The 17,547-nt window shown below is 61.8% G+C and carries 13 protein-coding genes; 1 reads left to right on the top strand and 12 read right to left on the bottom strand.

All coding sequences use genetic code 11. The features are described 5' to 3' along the window. Nucleotides 1–34: 34 nt before the first annotated feature. The 9 genes from ACQRAJ_RS02390 to ACQRAJ_RS02350 form a co-directional block, all read right to left on the bottom strand. Nucleotides 35–523, bottom strand: a complete 489-nt coding sequence (locus ACQRAJ_RS02390; RefSeq protein WP_118652431.1) for an S-ribosylhomocysteine lyase — start codon at nucleotides 521–523, stop codon at nucleotides 35–37. A 150-nt stretch (nucleotides 524–673) separates the two neighbouring features. Further along, nucleotides 674–2,164 (bottom strand): FGGY family carbohydrate kinase, encoded by a 1,491-nt coding sequence (locus ACQRAJ_RS02385; protein ID WP_427747628.1) that lies wholly within the window; start codon nucleotides 2,162–2,164, stop codon nucleotides 674–676. A gap of 170 nt (nucleotides 2,165–2,334) precedes the next feature. Continuing rightward, entirely contained in the window at nucleotides 2,335–3,273 is a 939-nt protein-coding gene (locus tag ACQRAJ_RS02380; RefSeq protein WP_427747627.1) for a transketolase family protein, read from the bottom strand. Then, nucleotides 3,266–4,102 (bottom strand): transketolase, encoded by an 837-nt coding sequence (locus ACQRAJ_RS02375; protein ID WP_427718096.1) that lies wholly within the window; start codon nucleotides 4,100–4,102, stop codon nucleotides 3,266–3,268. The genes ACQRAJ_RS02380 and ACQRAJ_RS02375 overlap by 8 nt, the downstream gene beginning before the upstream one ends. A 2-nt stretch (nucleotides 4,103–4,104) precedes the next feature. Continuing rightward, entirely contained in the window at nucleotides 4,105–5,505 is a 1,401-nt protein-coding gene (locus tag ACQRAJ_RS02370; RefSeq protein ID WP_427747626.1) for an L-fucose/L-arabinose isomerase family protein, read from the bottom strand. Nucleotides 5,506–5,760: 255 nt separating this feature from the next. Next, nucleotides 5,761–6,771, bottom strand: a complete 1,011-nt coding sequence (locus tag ACQRAJ_RS02365) for a LacI family DNA-binding transcriptional regulator (protein ID WP_055252157.1) — start codon at nucleotides 6,769–6,771, stop codon at nucleotides 5,761–5,763. A gap of 167 nt (nucleotides 6,772–6,938) precedes the next feature. Then, nucleotides 6,939–7,853 carry an ROK family protein gene (locus ACQRAJ_RS02360; RefSeq protein ID WP_427747625.1) on the bottom strand — a complete coding sequence of 305 codons (915 nt, stop codon included), beginning with the start codon at nucleotides 7,851–7,853 and terminating at the stop codon, nucleotides 6,939–6,941. A gap of 242 nt (nucleotides 7,854–8,095) precedes the next feature. Next, entirely contained in the window at nucleotides 8,096–9,070 is a 975-nt protein-coding gene (locus ACQRAJ_RS02355) for a nucleoside hydrolase (protein WP_427747624.1), read from the bottom strand. A gap of 4 nt (nucleotides 9,071–9,074) precedes the next feature. Then, the gene (locus ACQRAJ_RS02350; protein WP_427747623.1) at nucleotides 9,075–10,070 is read right to left on the bottom strand and encodes a ribokinase; all 996 of its coding nucleotides are present in this window, start codon (nucleotides 10,068–10,070) and stop codon (nucleotides 9,075–9,077) included. Between the two features lie 186 nt (nucleotides 10,071–10,256). Between ACQRAJ_RS02350 and ACQRAJ_RS02345 the strand changes: the two genes are divergently transcribed. Then, the gene (locus ACQRAJ_RS02345) at nucleotides 10,257–12,449 is read left to right on the top strand and encodes an acyltransferase family protein (RefSeq protein WP_427747622.1); all 2,193 of its coding nucleotides are present in this window, start codon (nucleotides 10,257–10,259) and stop codon (nucleotides 12,447–12,449) included. Nucleotides 12,450–12,638: 189 nt separating this feature from the next. Here the strand turns inward: ACQRAJ_RS02345 and ACQRAJ_RS02340 are convergent, their stop codons facing one another. The 3 genes from ACQRAJ_RS02340 to ACQRAJ_RS02330 all read right to left on the bottom strand — a co-directional run bounded on the left by ACQRAJ_RS02340 (nucleotide 12,639) and on the right by ACQRAJ_RS02330 (nucleotide 17,481). Then, on the bottom strand, nucleotides 12,639–13,835 hold the full coding sequence (locus tag ACQRAJ_RS02340) for an Nramp family divalent metal transporter (protein WP_427747655.1): 1,197 nt from the start codon (nucleotides 13,833–13,835) through the stop codon (nucleotides 12,639–12,641). Nucleotides 13,836–13,909: 74 nt separating this feature from the next. Then, complete coding sequence (locus ACQRAJ_RS02335) at nucleotides 13,910–15,754, bottom strand: magnesium transporter (protein WP_427727258.1); 1,845 nt, start codon at nucleotides 15,752–15,754, stop codon at nucleotides 13,910–13,912. 320 nt (nucleotides 15,755–16,074) lie between these two features. Further along, complete coding sequence (locus ACQRAJ_RS02330) at nucleotides 16,075–17,481, bottom strand: polysaccharide deacetylase family protein (protein WP_427747621.1); 1,407 nt, start codon at nucleotides 17,479–17,481, stop codon at nucleotides 16,075–16,077. Between the last annotated feature and the right edge of the window lie 66 nt (nucleotides 17,482–17,547).

Genomic DNA, 17,547 nt, shown 5'->3' with positions numbered 1-17,547 from the left:
GCGCCCAGTGAACTCATTTTGAGCGACGAAACCTTTACGCCTGCTGATAGTGCAGGTGTGCCTCATCGATATCGATCAGATCGCGGTCGAGATAGCGACGCGCGAGCCAATTTGCCATAGGGAGATTCTGGTCCAGGTAGTTACCGCACTCTTCGGGAGCGGCACCGGGGACATCGCCCTCGAAGCCAGCAACAAACTCGAACAACTCGCGCACGAGCGGCAAGATCTCCTCACTCGTCACCTCGCCAAACACAACCAGGTAAAAGCCCGTGCGGCAGCCCATAGGGCCAAAGTAGACAATACGGCTCGACCACTCGGCATGGTTGCGAAGGAACGTCGCGCCCAGATGCTCGATGGTGTGGCACTCGGCCGTGTTCATAACCGGTTCTTTGTTGGGCGTGGTCAAGCGCAGGTCAAAGGTGGTGACGGCGGCACCGGTCGCCGGATCGCGGTCGACGCGGCTCACATACACGCCGGGCTCAAGCAGCAGATGGTCAACGGAAAAACTCGCGATGCGCTCCATGGCAGATCCTCTCGGTAGTCAATTTGGGACAGGGCTCTTTTAGCTGGTTCGAATGGTCGCACCAATCATACCAGTCAAAAAAGCCCCGTCCCAAATGAGCTGCCCGAGACGGGGATCAATGAGTTTTTAATCCCGTCCCAAAAAATCATGCTAGGCAGTGTATGCAATTGTTGATTTGACAGCGTGGCGCCAGCCGGCGATCTTTTTGGCGCGTTCGTCAGTGGGCATCGACGGCTCCACGATGCCGCGGGCGCCGTAGACATCGACGACATCGCGCGTGTACATGCCCAGCGCGATGCCGCAGGCCCAGGCCGCACCCAGGCCGCTCATCTCGTCGTTGCTCGCGATGCGGATGGGCGAGCCAACCAAGTCGCTCTCAAACTGCATCAGGTACGCGTCGCGCGTGGGACCGCCGTCAACACGAAGCTCGGCCAACGTTGCACCCGAATCCTCAACCATCGCATCGATCACGTCAAAGATCTGATAGGCGATCGACTCGTCGGCGGCCTTCACGAACTCCGCGCGACCCGTGGTGCGCGTCATGCCAAAGACGCAGCCCTCGGCGTCACTCGCCCAGTGCGGCGCGCCCAAACCGGTAAACGCCGGCACAAAGTAGACGCGGCTCGCCGGATTGGCGGCGTAGCACAGGTCGGTGACCTCCTCGGGGTTGTTGATGAGTTCCAGATCGTCGCGCAGCCAGGTCTTGACGGCGCCGGCGTAGCTCACGTTGCCCTCGAGTACATACTCGGTCACGCCATCCATACGCCACGCAAGCGAGCTCGAAAGCCCGTGCGAGCTGGCGACAAACTCGTTGCCGACGTTCATCATGACCGAGCTACCGGTGCCATAGGTCGCTTTGGCCATGCCGCGGCTGTGGCAACCCTGCGCAAACAGGGCCGCATGGCTGTCGCCCAGCACGCCGTGTACCGGCACGGGTGCGGGCAAAAAGCCATCCAGGTCCGTTGTGCCAAACAGACCGTCGGAATCGGTCACCTGCGGCAGGCAGGCCGGATCGATGCCAAAGGCCTCGCACACCGGCTCGCTCCAGCAGCCACGGCGCAGGTCGAAGAGCTGCGTGCGGCTGGCATTGGACCAGTCACAGCGAAACTCCGCGCCGCCCGTGAGCGTCCAGACCACCCAGGCATCGATGGTGCCCAGACACAGCTCACCCGACGCCGCGGCCTCGGCAGCCGCCGGAACGTTCGCGAGAATCCAAGCCATCTTGCCCGCCGGATAGTAGGGCGAGAGCACCAGGCCCGTTGTGTCACGCACCAGCTCTGCCACGCCTTCGCGCGCCGCAAGCTCGTCACACAGCTCGCGGGCGCGGGCACACTGCCACACCACGGCGTCGCACAGCGGCTCGCCCGTCGTGCGGTTCCAGGCAACGGTGGTCTCGCGCTGGTTGGAGATGCCAATACCAGCAATGTCGGCCGGATTGACCCCGGTCTCCTCCACCACGGCACGCGCCACGGCCAACACGTTGGCGGCGATCTCGACCGGATCATGGCTCACCCAGCCGGCATCATTGACAATCTGGCGATGCGAGCGGTCGGCACGATGAATCAGATGGCCGCCCTCGTCCACCAGCAGCGCCTTCGTGCCCTGCGTGGATTGATCGATTCCGATGATGTATTTGCTCATGTACTCTCCCATTCCTTCCGCCAAATCAAAGACGACTGGCGGACAAGGAGCGAGCGGCCGTCAAGTGCCGCAGATTGCCGTGAAAGAAGAGCGCCGCGTACTTTGCGTACGCAAGCGACGGTTTGAACGGCAAGGTGCGGTGCTTGGCGGCCGCGCAGCGTCTGTATCTACTAGTTGCCGAGGAACTCGGCGACGGTCTGCGCGATTCCGGCACCCGTCAGGCCGTAGTGTGTGAAGACCTCGGGGCTCGTGCCGGTGATGACCGGTGCGTCGGGCAGGGAGAGGCACTTGACCGGACGCGGGCAATGCTCGCCCACCACCTGCGCGACCATAGAACCCAGGCCGCCGAAGGGGCTGTGCTCCTCGACCGTCACGACGGCGCGCGTGGCACCGGCAGCCTCAATCACGGCCTCGGCGTCAAGCGGCTTGACGCAATACATGTCGAGCACCGTTGCCGAGATGCCCTGCTCGGCCAGCAGGTCGGCAGCGTCCACGGCATGGCGGACCATCTCGCCGGTGGCGACGAGCGTCACATCGGTGCCGCGACGCACCCAGGTGGCGCGATCCATCTGGAACGGGCACTCGTCCTCGGTGTACACGTCCTCGACCGGGTTGCGGCCCACGCGAATGTAGGCCGGCTTGTTGTCGGCGACCAGGGCCCGCACGAGCTCGGCGGTCTGGAAGCGGTCGCTCGGCAGATACACGCGCATGTTGGGAATCGCACTCATGGCGGCGATATCCTGCGCGGAGTGATGGCTCATGCCCAAGGCGCCATAGGACACGCCGCCCGAGATGCCGATGAGCTTGACGTTGGTGTTGGAGTACGAGACGTCGACCTTGCACTGCTCATACGAGCGCGTGGTCACAAAGGACGCCGGCGAGGCGGCCCAGGCCTTCTTGCCGCACGAAGCCATGCCGGCGGCGATGCTCACCAGGTCCTGCTCGGCAATGCCGACCTCGACGGACTGTTGGGGATACTGATCAAAGAACGGCATGAGCGATGCGGAGCCGCGGGAGTCGGAGCATAGGACGACGATGTCCTTATCGGTCTTCGCGGCCTCGAGCAGCGTGTCGCAGATAACCTTGCGATTGGCGATCTTGTTAGCCATTGACGGCCTCCTTATGGGCAGCGAAATCGGCGATGATCTGGGCATATTCCTCATCGTTGGGCAGGTGATGGTGCCAGGCGGCCTTGTCCTCCATGACGGGCGAGCCATAGCCCTTCACCGTATTGAGGATGATGACCGTGGGCTTGCCGCAGGTCTCGGCCGCAAGCGTCAGCGCGGCGTCGATGGCCCGGACGTCGTTGCCCGGAATGGAGAGCACGTTCCAACCGAAGGCGGCCCAGCGCTCCTCCTGCGAGTCCTGCTTCATAACATCCTCGGTACTGCCGCTGATCTGCAGGCGGTTGCGGTCCACGAGTGCGCACAGGTTATCGAGCTGGTAGTTGCCGCCGCTCATGGCGCCCTCCCAGACCGATCCCTCGGCAAGTTCCCCGTCGCCCATGATGGTGTAGACGCGGTAGTCGCGGCCGTCCATCTTGCCGGCGAGCGCCATGCCCACGGCCACGGGCAGGCCGTGACCCAGCGAGCCCGAGTTCATCTCGATGCCCTTGAGCTTGTTGTTGGGGTGGCCGATGTAGGGGCTGCCGAACTTGGAGAAGCGGGCCTTGACGTCATCGAGGTCAAGATAGCCCTCGTGGCAGAGCACCGCGTAGTAGGCTTCCATGGCGTGGCCCTTGGAGAGCACGAAGCGGTCGCGGTTGGGATCGTCGACGGTCTCGGGCGAAATGTTGAGGTGGTTGGCGTAGAGGGTCATGAGGGCGTCGATCACCGACATGTCACCGCCGATGTGGCCGCCAGCGCCAGCCATGATGATATCGACGCAATCGCGGCGAAGGTCCCAACGCAGGGACTCAAGCTCTTCGATAGTTGCCATTTCTACTCTCCTCGCAGGTAGGCTTTAACGTCTTCTTCGATGGGGTCGTACAGGTCGGGGGCAATACCGAGGTACTTGCACGCCTCGTAGAGCACCGGCACCACGTTGGCGTGAATAGCGACGCAGTGGTGGATGTAGGGACCCTCGACGATTTTGGCCTCGAGGCGCTTGAGGTTGTCGACCTCGACCCACAGATAGGTGCCCATGCCAGCCGGGCCGTCGATGCCGCGAGCGTTGCCCAGCAGCAGCGAGTACTCGCCGTTGTCGCCGTCAAAGCGGGCAAGGGTGAGATCGCCGTGCTTGGCCTCGGCCGTCAGCGCACCGGGGTGATCGAAAGCCAGCGGGTAGGTGAGCTTGGGCTTGACGGCCGCGCAGCTGCAGGGCCAGGGGCCACAATGCTGCAGCAGCTCGCCGTTCTCATTGTCGGGATGGCGCACGGTCCAGTCGGCGAACATGCCGCGGTGACGGCCCAGGTCGGCGGCCTCGACCATCAGCGCGGTGATGGCGCCGTGGATATCGGTCTCGCATACGATAGGAATGCCCATCTCGTTGAGGATGGCGTTGGCAGCGCAGGGCATAATGCCCAGCTCGTCCTGCAGAGCGTTCCAGCACTGAATGGCGCCGGCGTTGCAACCGTACTTCTCGACCAGGCGCTTCATGGCGATGGCAAGACCGGCGACCGCGGGAACCTTATCCTCGGGGATGCAGATCTCAAAGCTGTCGTTGATGTGGGCAAGCATGGTAGCCATGGCCTGCTCGTCGGCCTGGGCGTCGCGCACGGCCTGGACAAGCTCGGTCATGGGAATGGGCGAAAGCTGGATGTTGAACTTCTCGAGCAGCTCGCCCTCGTTGCACATGGTCGACCAGAAGTCGAACGGACGGGTGGCCATCTGCAGGATGCGGGTGTGCTTGAAGGTCTTGACCACGTTGCACACGGCCAAGAAGTCCCAAACGCCGCGCTCGAACTCGGGATCGGTCAGGCGGCAGTTGGTCATGTAGGTGAAGGGAACCTGGAAGCGGCGCAATACTTTGCCGGTGGCGAACAGGCCGCACTGGCTATCGCGCAGGCGGGTGCCGTCGGGCTCGGGGCGCTCGTCGCGCGGGCCCCACAGCAGCACGGGTAGGCCGAGCTCGCGGGCAAGGCGAGCGCAAACGTACTCGGTGCCAAAGTTGGCGTGGCACAGCATAATGCCATCGACGCCCTCGGCGCGGAACTTCTTGACGATAGGCTCAATGTGGCTGTCGTCGAACAGCAGGCCCTCGTCATTGATGTCGTCGATATCCACGATGTCGACGCCGATCTCACGCAGGCGATCAGCCGTCAGGCCGCGATACTTGATTGCGTCCGGCGCGCTAAAGATACTGCGGCGCGTGGGCACAAAACCGAGCTTGATCTTGTCCATGTACGTCCTCCCCTAATCACATGTTCAGTAAACAGACGCATGTTTCGTTTTGTTCTGTTTACTAAATTTTTACTCCAGTGTTTAGAAGTTTAACGCGAAATACTCGTGGGCGGTAGAGAAATCAGCCTAAACGGTATGTAAACAAACTGAACATACAAGGGCAACAAAAAGAGGGCCCCGAAGGACCCCTTTTGGATGACGTTATTTTTCTGCCTTAGCGAGCTTTGCCGCCCTGCGGCCCGGCGTTGCCTTTGCCTAGATCTCACGCACGCTCTGACGCTCGACAAAATAGGTCGATACGGCTGTCTTGCAGGTATAGCTCTTGGGATTGCGGATGTTGCCCACCAGGCGGCGCACCGCGATCTCGCCCACCTCGTGCTTGGGAACGTGCACCGTGGTGAGCGGCGGGTTGGAGAAGGCGCCCAAAGACAGATCGTCAAAGCCGATGATCGAGACATCCTCGGGCACGCGAATACCGTGCTCGTTGAGCGCGCGCATGGCACCCACGGCGAGCACGTCGTTTTCGGCAAAGAAAGCCGTCGGCAGGTCGTCGCGCGAGACGCTGTCGAGCCATGCGCCCATGTCGCGATAGGCGCCCTCGAGCGTGGTGCCCAGCGTAACGCGCCATGTCGGGTTGGCCTCAAGGTCTGCGTCCTCAAGCGCTTGGCGATAGCCGCGCTCGCGATCCTTAAAGTTGCGGATGCGAAGGTCGCCTGCCAGATAGCCGATTTGCTTGTGACCCTTCTCGATAAGGTAATCCACGGCGCGCAGCACCGAGTCGGTGTTGGCAATGACCACGGCATCGAAGTACTGACGATCGCTCCAGCCATCGAGCACGATCAGGTGGGCGGCAGCGTTGGCAAACAGGGCGTAGTCTTCCTCGCCCAGCTCGGTACCCATCAGCACGATAGCGGCGGACGGATCGGCGATCAGGCCCTCGACCTGCGGACGCACGGCGTCCAAGTCGCTAAAGTCGAGCGAGACAAAGCTCGTGCTCATGCCGTGACGACGCGCCTGGCGCTCCACGCCCTCGATGACCGCGGGATGGAAGGTGCTCTCGTCCAGAATGGCGCCCGTCTTGCGCGCGAGCACAAACTGAATGCTCTCGAGCTGCGTCGACTGCTGATAGCCAAGCGATTGCGCGCACTCCAGGATGACCTTGGCGGTCTCTTCACTCACGCTGCGCTTGCGGTTGAGCGCGTTGGACACGGTCGCAGGCGAAAAACCGGTGATGCGGCTGATCTCGCGAACACTTGCTTTGGCCATTGTTCCCCCTAGCAACGGCCGTGGCGGAGCATCGCAACTTGATGACTCGACAACTAAACGACCGCAAATTCAATCTAAACAGAATAGTAAATGTTTATGAGCTAGTTTAGCCTGTTGTCAAGCGAAGTGGCACGACTATTCCCCCAACGGGCACATTTACTCGGTAGCTATTCGCAAAGGCGCATGGCTTCTTGCACGGCACCATACAGGTTAGCATCGTTACCGAGCTCGGCCGCCCTGACCTGCGGCGCAGGGATGCCGGCAAGAAAGCCCTCATAGCCCGCAAGAGCTGCGGGCATCTGATCGCGAAGCGCATCGATGAGCTCGGGGTGGCAAGAAATGCCGCCCGCGATCACAAACACCTCGGGGTCGAGCACCGCCTGAAGGTTTACGAGCATGGCATCGAACGTGCGCGCATAGCAGTCAAGCGCGCACTGCGCCGCCGTATCGCCGGCCTCGATCCACTCAAAAACGCGACGGCCGTCCACCGTTCCATCGGCGGGCAGACCTTTCTCGGCCACGACGAGATCGCGCAGCGCACGCCAGCCGCCTGTGCCGGCAAACATCCTGCCGCCCGACGCAGGCTGCGTCACATCGTTGCGCAGGAAGCTAAACTCGCCCGCAAAGCCATGTGCGCCGCGAAGCACGTGTCCGTTGATGACAATACCGCCGCCAATACCGGTACCGATAGCAAGCACGACGCCAATGCGGCATCCACGGAGGGCGCCCGCCGCGTACTCGCCGAGCGCACAGCATTTTCCGTCGTTGTTAACAGACACCGGCATGTCAAACCGCTCGCGCAGCAGCTTTCCCAGCGGACAGCCGTCCATGTAGGTGAGCGCGCCGCCGCGATGGATGGTGCCGTCTGCGTCATCCTCATAGATGCCGCCGGGCGCACTTACGCCCACGGCGGACACGCGGTCACGATACGGCTCGACAAGACCGGCCAAGGCCTCGACCGCTTCGTCTGCCGTAGCAAAATCAGTCGGCAGGCTTCCCCGCTCGCGAATGGAAAAATCCTCGCCCAGCACAGCCCACTTAACTGCCGTGCCGCCCACGTCAATGCCAAAATACTCTTTCATGCTGCCTCCGATTCTGCACCGATACGTCAATATCGGCAGACCATCCCGTCCATGCAAACACAGACAATTCCAGACAAGGCCAAGTATTTGGTTAACGGTCGCTTTTAGGCTGTAAACGGTGTTTAATCCGTTTACAGCAGCTAGTTCTATATATTACGCAATTATGCGCTCATTTGGGGCGGGGCTTTTAGCAACTTTTAGCTCCCCAAGTAGTTAAAAAAGCCCCGTCCCAAAAAGACTACTTAGCCCAAAACGTGAGCCATGCGCGTCTTGAACTCGGACAGGAAGCGCGGGGCATCCACGGTCAGCGCCACAAGCGCGCTCTTGTCCGGATCGGACAGGCGATGCTCGTCGCAAATGGTGCGGCCGCGATACTCGCCCAGCAGATCAACACGCAGATTGCAGCCGAGCGCACCCACGAGCGTGGGGTCGATCGCCACGGCGACGGCCAGCGGATCGTGCAGCGCACAACCACCCAGGTAGGGTGCGTTCATCTCGTACGAGCCAATGTAGTGCTCGACCATGCTCGCAAACGCACAGCCCGCCATGGTGCCCGAGCCCGTCCATCCGGCAATGTCGCGACGCGTGAGCACCACGCGATGCGTCACGTCCAGGCCCACCATAGTGAGCTTGCGGCCCGAGCGCAGCACAGCATCGGCCGCCTCGGGATCGCTTGCCATGTTGGCCTCGGCACCCGCGCTCACGTTGCCGGGCACGGTCAGGGCGCCGCCCATCACCACCACGCGGCCGATAGACATCACCGCCGTCGCATCGCGCTCCAGGGCAAGCGCCAGGTTGGAGAGCGGGCCGGTCGCTACGTAGACCAGATCGGGACCATAGGTGCGCGCGGCATCGATCAGATAATCGACTGCAGCGTTGCCATCGGCCGACGTCGCCCCCACCGGCTCGTAGGGCGACGCGGGCACGCTCGCGCCGCCGATGCCATTCTTGCCGTGAATGAGTACGGTGGACGCCGGCGGCGTATAGGGCTCAGCCGCCTGCAGAGGACGGTCGGCACCCAGGTACACCGGCACCTCGGGACGGCCCAACAGGTCAAGCACCGCCAGGCAGTTGCGCGCCGACTGGTCGACGCGCACGTTGCCAAAACACGTGGTAATGCCCACAAGCTCAACCTCGGGGCTCGCGATGGCATAGGCAAGCGCCATCGCATCGTCCACACCCATATCCAGATCAAGGATCAGCTTCTTGGTTGCCATTGTTCTACTCCGCTTCTCCGTCTTGTACTAAATCGTCTAAATCAAACACGCGCTCAACTTCGGCACGCGTGGGAATCGACTGCTGCGCGCCCAGGCGCGACACCGTCACTGCCGAGGCGCGAGCACCCGCGGCCATGCACTCAAAGAGTGGCAAGCCCTCCAAACGAGCCGCGGCAAGCGCACCGATAAATGTATCGCCCGCAGCCGTCGTATCGACCACCGAGCTCGAAAGCGCCGGCATGCGCAGCAGCTCGCCGTCGTCGCCGAGCGTAACCGAGCCGGCGCCGCCCAGCGTGATGACCGCGGCGCCGGCACCCTTGGCGAGCAAGGCGTTGATCGCCGCGACGCAGCTCGCATCGTCTGCAGGCAAGATGCCCGTCAGTACCTGGCACTCAGTCTCGTTGGGACAAACCAGGTCGACTGCAGGCCAGACCTCCGCAGGCAACTCGCAGGCTGGCGCTGGATTAAAGACCGTATAAAACCCCTGCTCGTGAGCGCAGAAAAGCGCCTCGACAGTCGCCACAAGGTCACATTCGCCCTGGGCGATAAAGACGCTTCCGGCAGCCGGGGCAATCTCGCTGGCGTCGCCGTCGAGCTCATCGGCCACCAGGCGCCTCAGCGCGCGGGCAACGTCCTCGCCCGCAAGTGCATGGTTGGCGCCCGGCGACAGCACGATGCGGTTATCGCCCTCACAGCGAATGATGGTCGCCGTTCCCGTCTCCACATCGTCGCGACACGCCACAAAGTCACAGTCCACGCCAGCATCTTGGAGCCCCGCCACGAGCGACGAGCCAAACGCGTCGCGGCCGACCGCGCCGATCATGCGCGTGCGCGCGCCCATGCGCGCAGCTGCTACGGCCTGATTGGCGCCCTTGCCGCCGGCGTTGGTGATAAACCCGCTGCCGCCGACGGTCTCGCCCGCACGCGGCATGCGCTCGCACGCCACCGAAAGGTCCATGTTCATGCTGCCAAACACCGCAACGATGCCGCAATCTGCCATGAAAACCTCCTCGTCCGCGGGCCCCGCACCCGCTGTCGGCCGTCAATCGTGCGCTCTCGCACCTCTATAACTTTAGTTCACTTTGATGTGGACGCGCGCTTGAGCTTACGCCAGCAGCAAGCATTCACAGGAGTAGGCGGCTACAATGAAAGCGTGCTGATTATTCTCGTCATTGGATGATGTTTTATGGATCAATTCCCGCAATCGAGCTCGCGCAGCTCACGCCATGCGAGCGATCAACAAGCGCCGCACGAACGTTCGCGCACTAACCGCCAAACCACCGAGCCGCGCCGCGCTGCAGGCTCCCATCGCTCGCCCGCCAACAAGGGCGCCCGCACCGACAGCGCCGCAAAAGAACAGGCGCCCACGCGTCCCAAATCTCGCTACATCCCCGCCCTCGACGGCCTTCGCACGCTCGCCGTTGTCGCGGTGGTGCTCTATCACCTCAACCTCACGTGGGCTCAGGGCGGCCTGCTCGGCGTCACGATCTTCTTTGTGCTCTCGGGATACTTGATCACGCGCCTGCTCCTCAACGAAATCGCAAAGACCGGTCGTATCGATCTCAAGAGCTTCTGGATCCGCCGCATCCGTCGCCTGTTCCCCGCCGTGGTAACCGTCGTGGTGGTGACCTGCGCACTGTGCACTGTCTTTAACCATGTGATGCTCACCAAGATGCGCCCCGACATCCTGCCGTCGCTGCTGTTCTTTAATAACTGGTGGCAGATCATGCAGGACGTTTCGTACTTTAACGCCTTGGGCGACCCCTCGCCGCTCACGCACTTTTGGTCGCTTGCCATCGAGGAACAGTTCTATCTTATTTGGCCGCCGCTGCTGCTCGCCATGGTGTCGGTGCACATGAGCAAGCCCAACACGCGCCGCGTGGTTCTGGGCCTCGCCGCCGTCTCCGCCGTCGCCATGATGGTGCTCTACAACCCCGCCACCGACCCCAGCCGCGTGTACTACGGCACCGACACCCGCGTGTTCTCGTTGCTGCTGGGCGCCTGGATGGCCTTTATCCCCGACCGCGACCTGGCGCCTGCGCGCCTTGTCCGCCATCTGGGGCTCGACCGACTGGCCGGCGCCGCCAAGCACGGCAAGTCAAAGAGCGACACCGCCGAGGCCGCCACGACAAAGCCAAGTGAGCTCGCACGCTTTTGGTCCTCCCCCGCATCCATCGATTTGATGGGCGTCGTTGGCCTGGTCGGACTCGCCGCCATGGTCGCGCTCACCAACGGCTATACCGCGTTTCAGTATCGCGGAGGCACGCTGCTGTGCTCCATCCTCACACTGATGGTTATCGCGGCATGCGTGCAGCCCCAGGGCATGGTCGCACGGGCCTTGGCCGCCGAGCCGCTCGTATGGATCGGCAAGCGCTCCTACAGCATCTACCTGTGGCATTATCCGCTGCTGCTGCTTATGAACCCGGTCGCCAACATTAACGACACGCCCTGGTGGCACTACATTTTGCAGGTGTTGTTGGTGGTCGCCGTGGCCGAGTGCTCCTATCGCTTTATCGAAACGCCGTTTAGGAAGGGCGCTTTTGGGCGCACTGTTTCCGAGCTCCGCGACGGCACCACCACGCCCGCCGGCTGGGTGCGCGCACATGTCCCCACCTGCGCCGTTTGCGCCGTCGTGCTTGTTGTGGCGCTGGGCGGCCTGGTCTTTGTGCCCGACACATCCGCGCTGAGCGGCGAGGGCGCCGAAATCCTAAACAAGGAGGCCAAAAATGCAAAGCCTCAAGATCAGCAGGCGGCCGACGACTCCGACAAAGACGACGACGGCTTCCCCGACGGAGCCTACGACCTGCTAATGATTGGCGACTCCGTGTCCCTGCGCGCCGTCGATGCCTTTGACGGCGTGTTCCCGCACAGCCACATCGATGCCGAAAAGGGCCGCCAGTTTGACGCAGGCCGCGCGACATTTGAGGGCTATATCCAGCAGAACCTTGCCGGCAAGATCGTGGTCTTTGCCCTGGGCACCAACGGTTTGGTAACGGACGCCCAGGTCGACGCGATTATGGCCGACGCCGGTGATCAGCGTATTGTCGTGTTTGTAAACACGCGTAGCCCGCAGCCGTGGGTCGGGTCCACGAACCAAGCCATTGCCAACGCCGCCAAGCGCTATAAAAACGTGCGTGTTATCGACTGGTACGGATACAGCACAAATCGCAACGACCTGTTCGATGGCGACGGCACGCACCTGTCGACTACCGGCGTGACCGAGTACCTTAAGCTCATCCACGATGCCGTCAAGAAGGACCTACCCGTGCACCCCGAGGACCACGTTAACGATCCGCAGCCGGCGGCTGTCAAATCCGCTGCCGAGGCACTCGTCAACGCCCTCGCCTACAAACCACACAAGCTAGGCACCGACAAGTAACGCACCGCCAAATCTGCTTACAATCCGGCACTTGGGACCACTTCCGCGACTTACAAAGCCGCCTCTGGGCTGTTAATTCACCCCAGAGGCGGCTTTATAGCTGCATATCGGTATATAACTAGCACCCTATAGCAGACAAAAACAGGCCGCAGCCCATGGCGGCGGCCTGTTTAGAGTCCAAGAGAGGTGCTACGCGCTGTAGCCCATCGCTTGCAGAACAAACATGACGACCGTCAGCACCGTAATAACGCCGATAGTCGCCCAAGTGAGCACATTCCACACACGGCCGTTGCGGTTGGCGCCCATAATGTGTCGATCGGCGGCAATAACCACCTGGAACACCAGAACCACGGGCAGCAACACGCCGTTGATGACCTGCGAGGTCATCATAATCTGGAACAGGTCGACGCCGGGCATGAGCACCAGCACGGCAGAAATGCCAATGATTGCCGTAATGATGCCGCGATAGACCGGGGCCTCGTCCCAGCTGCGATCGGCACCGCGTTCCCAGCCAAACGCCTCGCAGATAGCGCTGGACGTAACGCCCGGCAGCACACAGGCGGCCAAGAAGCTCGCCGCGACCAGGCCCGAGGCAAACAGCACCGTGGACCACTGGCCCGCAATGGGCTCCAGCGCGCGGGCAGCGTCTGCAGCGTCGCTAATCTGAATGCCCGCGGGGAACAATACCGTACCGGTCGTGATGATAATAAAACCGGCAATGACATCGGCGGCAATCGAGCCGCTCACGGTATCGATGCGCTGCAACACGATATCGTCCTCGCCCGCATTCTTATCGACCACGTTGTTCTGTGCCAGGAAAATCATCCAGGGCGCGATGGTGGTACCGATCGTCGCGACCACAAGCGACACGTAGCTGGGGTCATTTTGAATGTTGGGTACAACCAGATCGACCGCCACCTCGCCCCAACTGGGACCAGCCATAATTGCAGCGACAATGTAGGTCACAAACACGCAGCTCACCAGCAACAGAATCTTCTCGATGCGCTGGAAGCTACCCGACATGGTAAGCATCCAAACCATCAGCGCCACAAGCGGCACCGAGATGCTCGCCGGCACGCCAAAGAGGGCAAGGCCGCTCGCGATACCCGCAAACTCCGAAATGGTCACGGCTGTGTTGGCAATCAGCAGCGCCGCCATGGCCAGCACGCTCTTGCGCACGCCAAAGCGCTCGCGAATGAGCGAGGCCAGGCCCTTGCCCGTCACGCAGCCGCAACGCGCCGCGGTCTCCTGCGTCACGATGAGCAGCACGGTCATGACGGGAAGCATCCAGAGCATCTTGTAACCATAGCTGGCACCGGCGCTGGAATACGTGGCGATGCCGCCGGCGTCATTGCCCGAAAGCGCCGCCAGAAGGCCAGGACCCATGGCACCAAAGATGGCCGCGATGGTCAGCTTTTGCTTGGTGCCCTGCTTTTGCTTGCTATTTTGCACGCGACCACCTAACCCATGACCGACATGGTGTGCAGCACCGCAGCGGCACAGTACGCCACGCACGAGATCATGACGGCAATGACGTTCATGGCGGTACCCGACGTATTGAGATCGTGCTCGTCGCGCCAGAACAGCACCATCAGGTAAATCACAGCGCTCATGTTGCCAATCAGGCAGACGATGGCCGCGATGTTAAAGCAGCCGGTAAAGAGCTGCTCCTCAAGCATGGGCGCGTCGGGGAACGCCGTGGTGCGCACCAGCTGAGCGCACAGGTAGGTCACGAGCGACAGGATCAGGCCCATGCCCGTGCTCTGGAAGAAGAATCCCAGATACGGCTTGGGTTCATCGTCATGGCCGTCGTACTCCAGGAAGTAGTTCTTGACGAACGACACCATACGCGAGGCAGCCAGCAGCACGAGCGGCATGGCGCACATGGGGAACACCACCAGATGTGCGGAGCCCAGCGCCGTCCCCAGCACTGCCGCCATGATGCACGAGGCAATGCCCCACACGACAACCCAGTACTGGCGATGCACAAACCAGCTGAGCACATTCGTCGAGTCGTCGGACGCGCTATCGCCCGAGCCGACGCCTGCGATCTGCAGGTCCTCCTGGTACTCCTCGGCGATAACGTCCATGGCGTCGTCGAAGGTCACAATGCCCAAGATGTGGCGGTTCTCATCGCAGACGGGGATGGCGACCAGGTCGTACTTGGTCATCTCGTCCGTTACGTCTTCCTGGTCCTCGTCGGGCGACACATAAACCAGGTCGCGGTAGGCCAGCTGGCCCAGCGTGGCGTCGCGGTCGGCCACGATCAGCGTGCGCAGCGAGAGCACGCCGGTCAGCATACCGCTCGGGTCCTCGGTATAGACGTAGTAGACGCTTTCGAAATCCTCGTCGAGCTTGCGGATCGCCTCGATGGCGTCACCGACCGTCGCCGTGGCAGGCAGGGAGACAAACTCCGAGGTCATAATGCGGCCGGCAGTGTTTTCCTCATAGCCCAGCAGGTTACGAATCGCCTTCTCCTCCTGAACGCCCATCAGGCGCAGGAGCTTCTCGGCCTTCTCGTAATCGAGCTCGTCGATCAGGTCGGCGGCGTCGTCCGGGTCCATCATGGCCAGCATCGACGACGCATCCGTGTCGGACAGGCCCTCGAGCATCTCGGTCATGAGCTCGTCGTCATCGAACTCCGAGATGGCCTCGGCGGCCTGGGCGGTGTCGAGCTGCGCGAACACCTGCGCGCGCAGGCGAGGATCGAGCTGCTCGATAATGTCGGCAATGTCGGCAGGATGCAGCTCGCCGAGCGTCTTATGCGACACCGACAGCTGGATGTTCTTAGTCGAGCGATCGAGCAGGTCCATGTAGGACCAGGCGATGATGTCCTCGCCGAGCGGTTTGCCCAGGTGCTTCATAAAGCCCTCGACGACATGTTCAAGAGCGGGGCTGATTGCGCGCAGCAGACCGCGGGCACCGACTTCGGCACCCAGCAGGCGCAGCTGATTTTCGCCTGACATGGAAAACTTGATGTCGTTTACGCGCACGACCTTCATGCCCTGCGTGTCGACGATTTGTTTGTTGAGCACGTCGCGCGCGAGCAAAAGTTCGGTCGGCTGCAGGTACGAAAAACGGATTTCGGTAGCCGACGTCTTAAGGTATACGCCCGTCTCGTCGATACGGTCGACCCATTTTCGCCAGCTGATCATAAACGGCGTCTTGCCGGGACCGCGGAACGCGAGCGACGTCACGTGCGGAAAAACTTCGCCGGTAGCAATGCCAAAATCGTTCACAACGCCGAGCTTTTCGCCATCGACGTCCAAGACCGGCAGCTTGAGCATCTCACTCAGATAATTCACTGGTGCTCCCCATCATTATTCCCTCGGACCGTGGCCATGCCGGCGCGCCATCCGTGGACTTTTAGATATGTATACGCATGCGCGGGCGGCACACCGCTCGGCGCTCACACCCCGTGCATGCGCAAGAAGCACCTGCAAGGGGTCATCGACTGTATGGTCGAGGTTTGGATTTCACCTGCAACCTTTCTCTTGACCCTTGTTATCCGCAGTAACTATAGCATCAGCATCGCGCCGTGACGCCAAATTTATGCTCCAAACATCGCAGGCATACCAAACGCTGACGCATCCGTGACATAGTCGTTTAAGAACGTCCCCCATGACTAGTCTGTGGTGTCGTTATCTTCGGCGAGCTGGGGAAACACGGCGTTCTTGGGCATAGAAGTCTTCGTTAGCGAGGTGAGTTTTTTGCTCAGCGACGTATCCGTCTTAACCAAATCACTCAGCGTCACGATCTTGTAGCCCTTGGCGACAAGGCCATCGATGATCTGCGGCAGCGCTTCGAGCGTCTGTTCGGAGCACTCGTCGCTATCGGTGAACAAAACAATGTTGCCCGGAGTCACCGATTCGAGCACGGTCGAAACCTGTTCGTCGGCGCCGTTGAGCAGCCAGTCGCCCGAATCGACATTCCACGAGACCACGGCAGACACCAGGTCCATCGCATCGATCCAGTTTTGCTCGTCAAACGCGGCGTAGGGAGCACGCAGCAACATCGTCTCGACGCCGGTCGCCGACTTAATCGCCTCGGTACCCTTCGTGATCTGCTTGCGCACCGCCTCGCGATCCTTGCCCTTGAGCGAATCATCGCTGTAGCTGTTGGAGCCGATCTCGCATCCGGCATCGACAATCGCTTTGGCAGTAGCGGGCGAGGCTTCCGCAGCATCGCCCGAAAGGAAGAACGTCGCCGTGACGCCCTTTTCCTTAAGCACCTGCAAGACCTGCTTGGTCGCGCCGCTCGGACCCTCGTCAAATGTCAGGGCCACGTACTTTTCGTTGCCCTTGGGCGCTACGCTCGCGCACTCGACTACACAGTCGGTGGCGGGCACGACCTCGCCGCGGTCCTGCGTCTTGCCCGACTGCTCGCCGACCCATACCTCGGAGCGGCCCCGAACGCCCCAGGTTTTAACGTATTCGATAGCGCCCGTGCCCTCGACCTTCAACTTGGGCTCAATGGTCGTGACCTGGACCTCGTGCTTCTCGTACGTGTCGCGGCCGTCTTTGACCGTCACTTTCTCGCCGCCCGTTAGCTCGCGGCTATTCCAATTGCGCTGCTTCACCCGTTTGCCGTCCACCTTCACCGACAGCTTTTCGCCGCCACGGCGGGTAAGCACGCTATCGTCGACAGCCAACAAGTCGCCGGCATCGTAGGTGTCGATCAGGCCTTGATCATCGATAAGGTTCTGCAGCGTGGAGCCCACGCGCACCGAAGCCTGCTCCCCATTGAGCACAATGTCCACGCTGCGATTGACATAGCCCACGACGGCAGCGATAAACAGCACGAGCGCACAGCCGACAGCGATGAGCGCATAGGGCAGGCGGGACGGTCGGCGCGGTGAGCGCCCGTTGCCGATGCGCGCGCTGCGATCGCTAAACCCACGGCTATGGTTGAGGTACATCGCGCCGGGTTTACGGCGACGTCGACGCTGACCGCTGGGCAGCTGCCCCAGGTCGCGTCGCGCCGTCGGACGCGCACCCGAGCGCCCGTTTAAGTTAGATCCGTTTTGGCGCATGTGCCCTCCCCCATAAACACAGCGAGCCGGAGCAACATGTCTCCGGCTCGCCTCCCATCATTTGGT

This window comes from Collinsella sp. SGI.184 (assembly GCF_050313415.1).
In the GTDB taxonomy this organism is placed as follows: domain Bacteria; phylum Actinomycetota; class Coriobacteriia; order Coriobacteriales; family Coriobacteriaceae; genus Collinsella.
This window is presented reverse-complemented; position numbering and strand designations above follow the sequence as displayed.

Coding starts and splice junctions, on each gene's coding strand:
- ACQRAJ_RS02390 (WP_118652431.1), bottom strand. CDS start 523: ATGGAGCGCATCGCGAGTTTTTCCGTTGACCATCTGCTGCTTGAGCCC.
- ACQRAJ_RS02385 (WP_427747628.1), bottom strand. CDS start 2,164: ATGAGCAAATACATCATCGGAATCGATCAATCCACGCAGGGCACGAAG.
- ACQRAJ_RS02380 (WP_427747627.1), bottom strand. CDS start 3,273: ATGGCTAACAAGATCGCCAATCGCAAGGTTATCTGCGACACGCTGCTC.
- ACQRAJ_RS02375 (WP_427718096.1), bottom strand. CDS start 4,102: ATGGCAACTATCGAAGAGCTTGAGTCCCTGCGTTGGGACCTTCGCCGC.
- ACQRAJ_RS02370 (WP_427747626.1), bottom strand. CDS start 5,505: ATGGACAAGATCAAGCTCGGTTTTGTGCCCACGCGCCGCAGTATCTTT.
- ACQRAJ_RS02365 (WP_055252157.1), bottom strand. CDS start 6,771: ATGGCCAAAGCAAGTGTTCGCGAGATCAGCCGCATCACCGGTTTTTCG.
- ACQRAJ_RS02360 (WP_427747625.1), bottom strand. CDS start 7,853: ATGAAAGAGTATTTTGGCATTGACGTGGGCGGCACGGCAGTTAAGTGG.
- ACQRAJ_RS02355 (WP_427747624.1), bottom strand. CDS start 9,070: ATGGCAACCAAGAAGCTGATCCTTGATCTGGATATGGGTGTGGACGAT.
- ACQRAJ_RS02350 (WP_427747623.1), bottom strand. CDS start 10,070: ATGGCAGATTGCGGCATCGTTGCGGTGTTTGGCAGCATGAACATGGAC.
- ACQRAJ_RS02345 (WP_427747622.1), top strand. CDS start 10,257: ATGGATCAATTCCCGCAATCGAGCTCGCGCAGCTCACGCCATGCGAGC.
- ACQRAJ_RS02340 (WP_427747655.1), bottom strand. CDS start 13,835: ATGGGTCCTGGCCTTCTGGCGGCGCTTTCGGGCAATGACGCCGGCGGC.
- ACQRAJ_RS02330 (WP_427747621.1), bottom strand. CDS start 17,481: ATGCGCCAAAACGGATCTAACTTAAACGGGCGCTCGGGTGCGCGTCCG.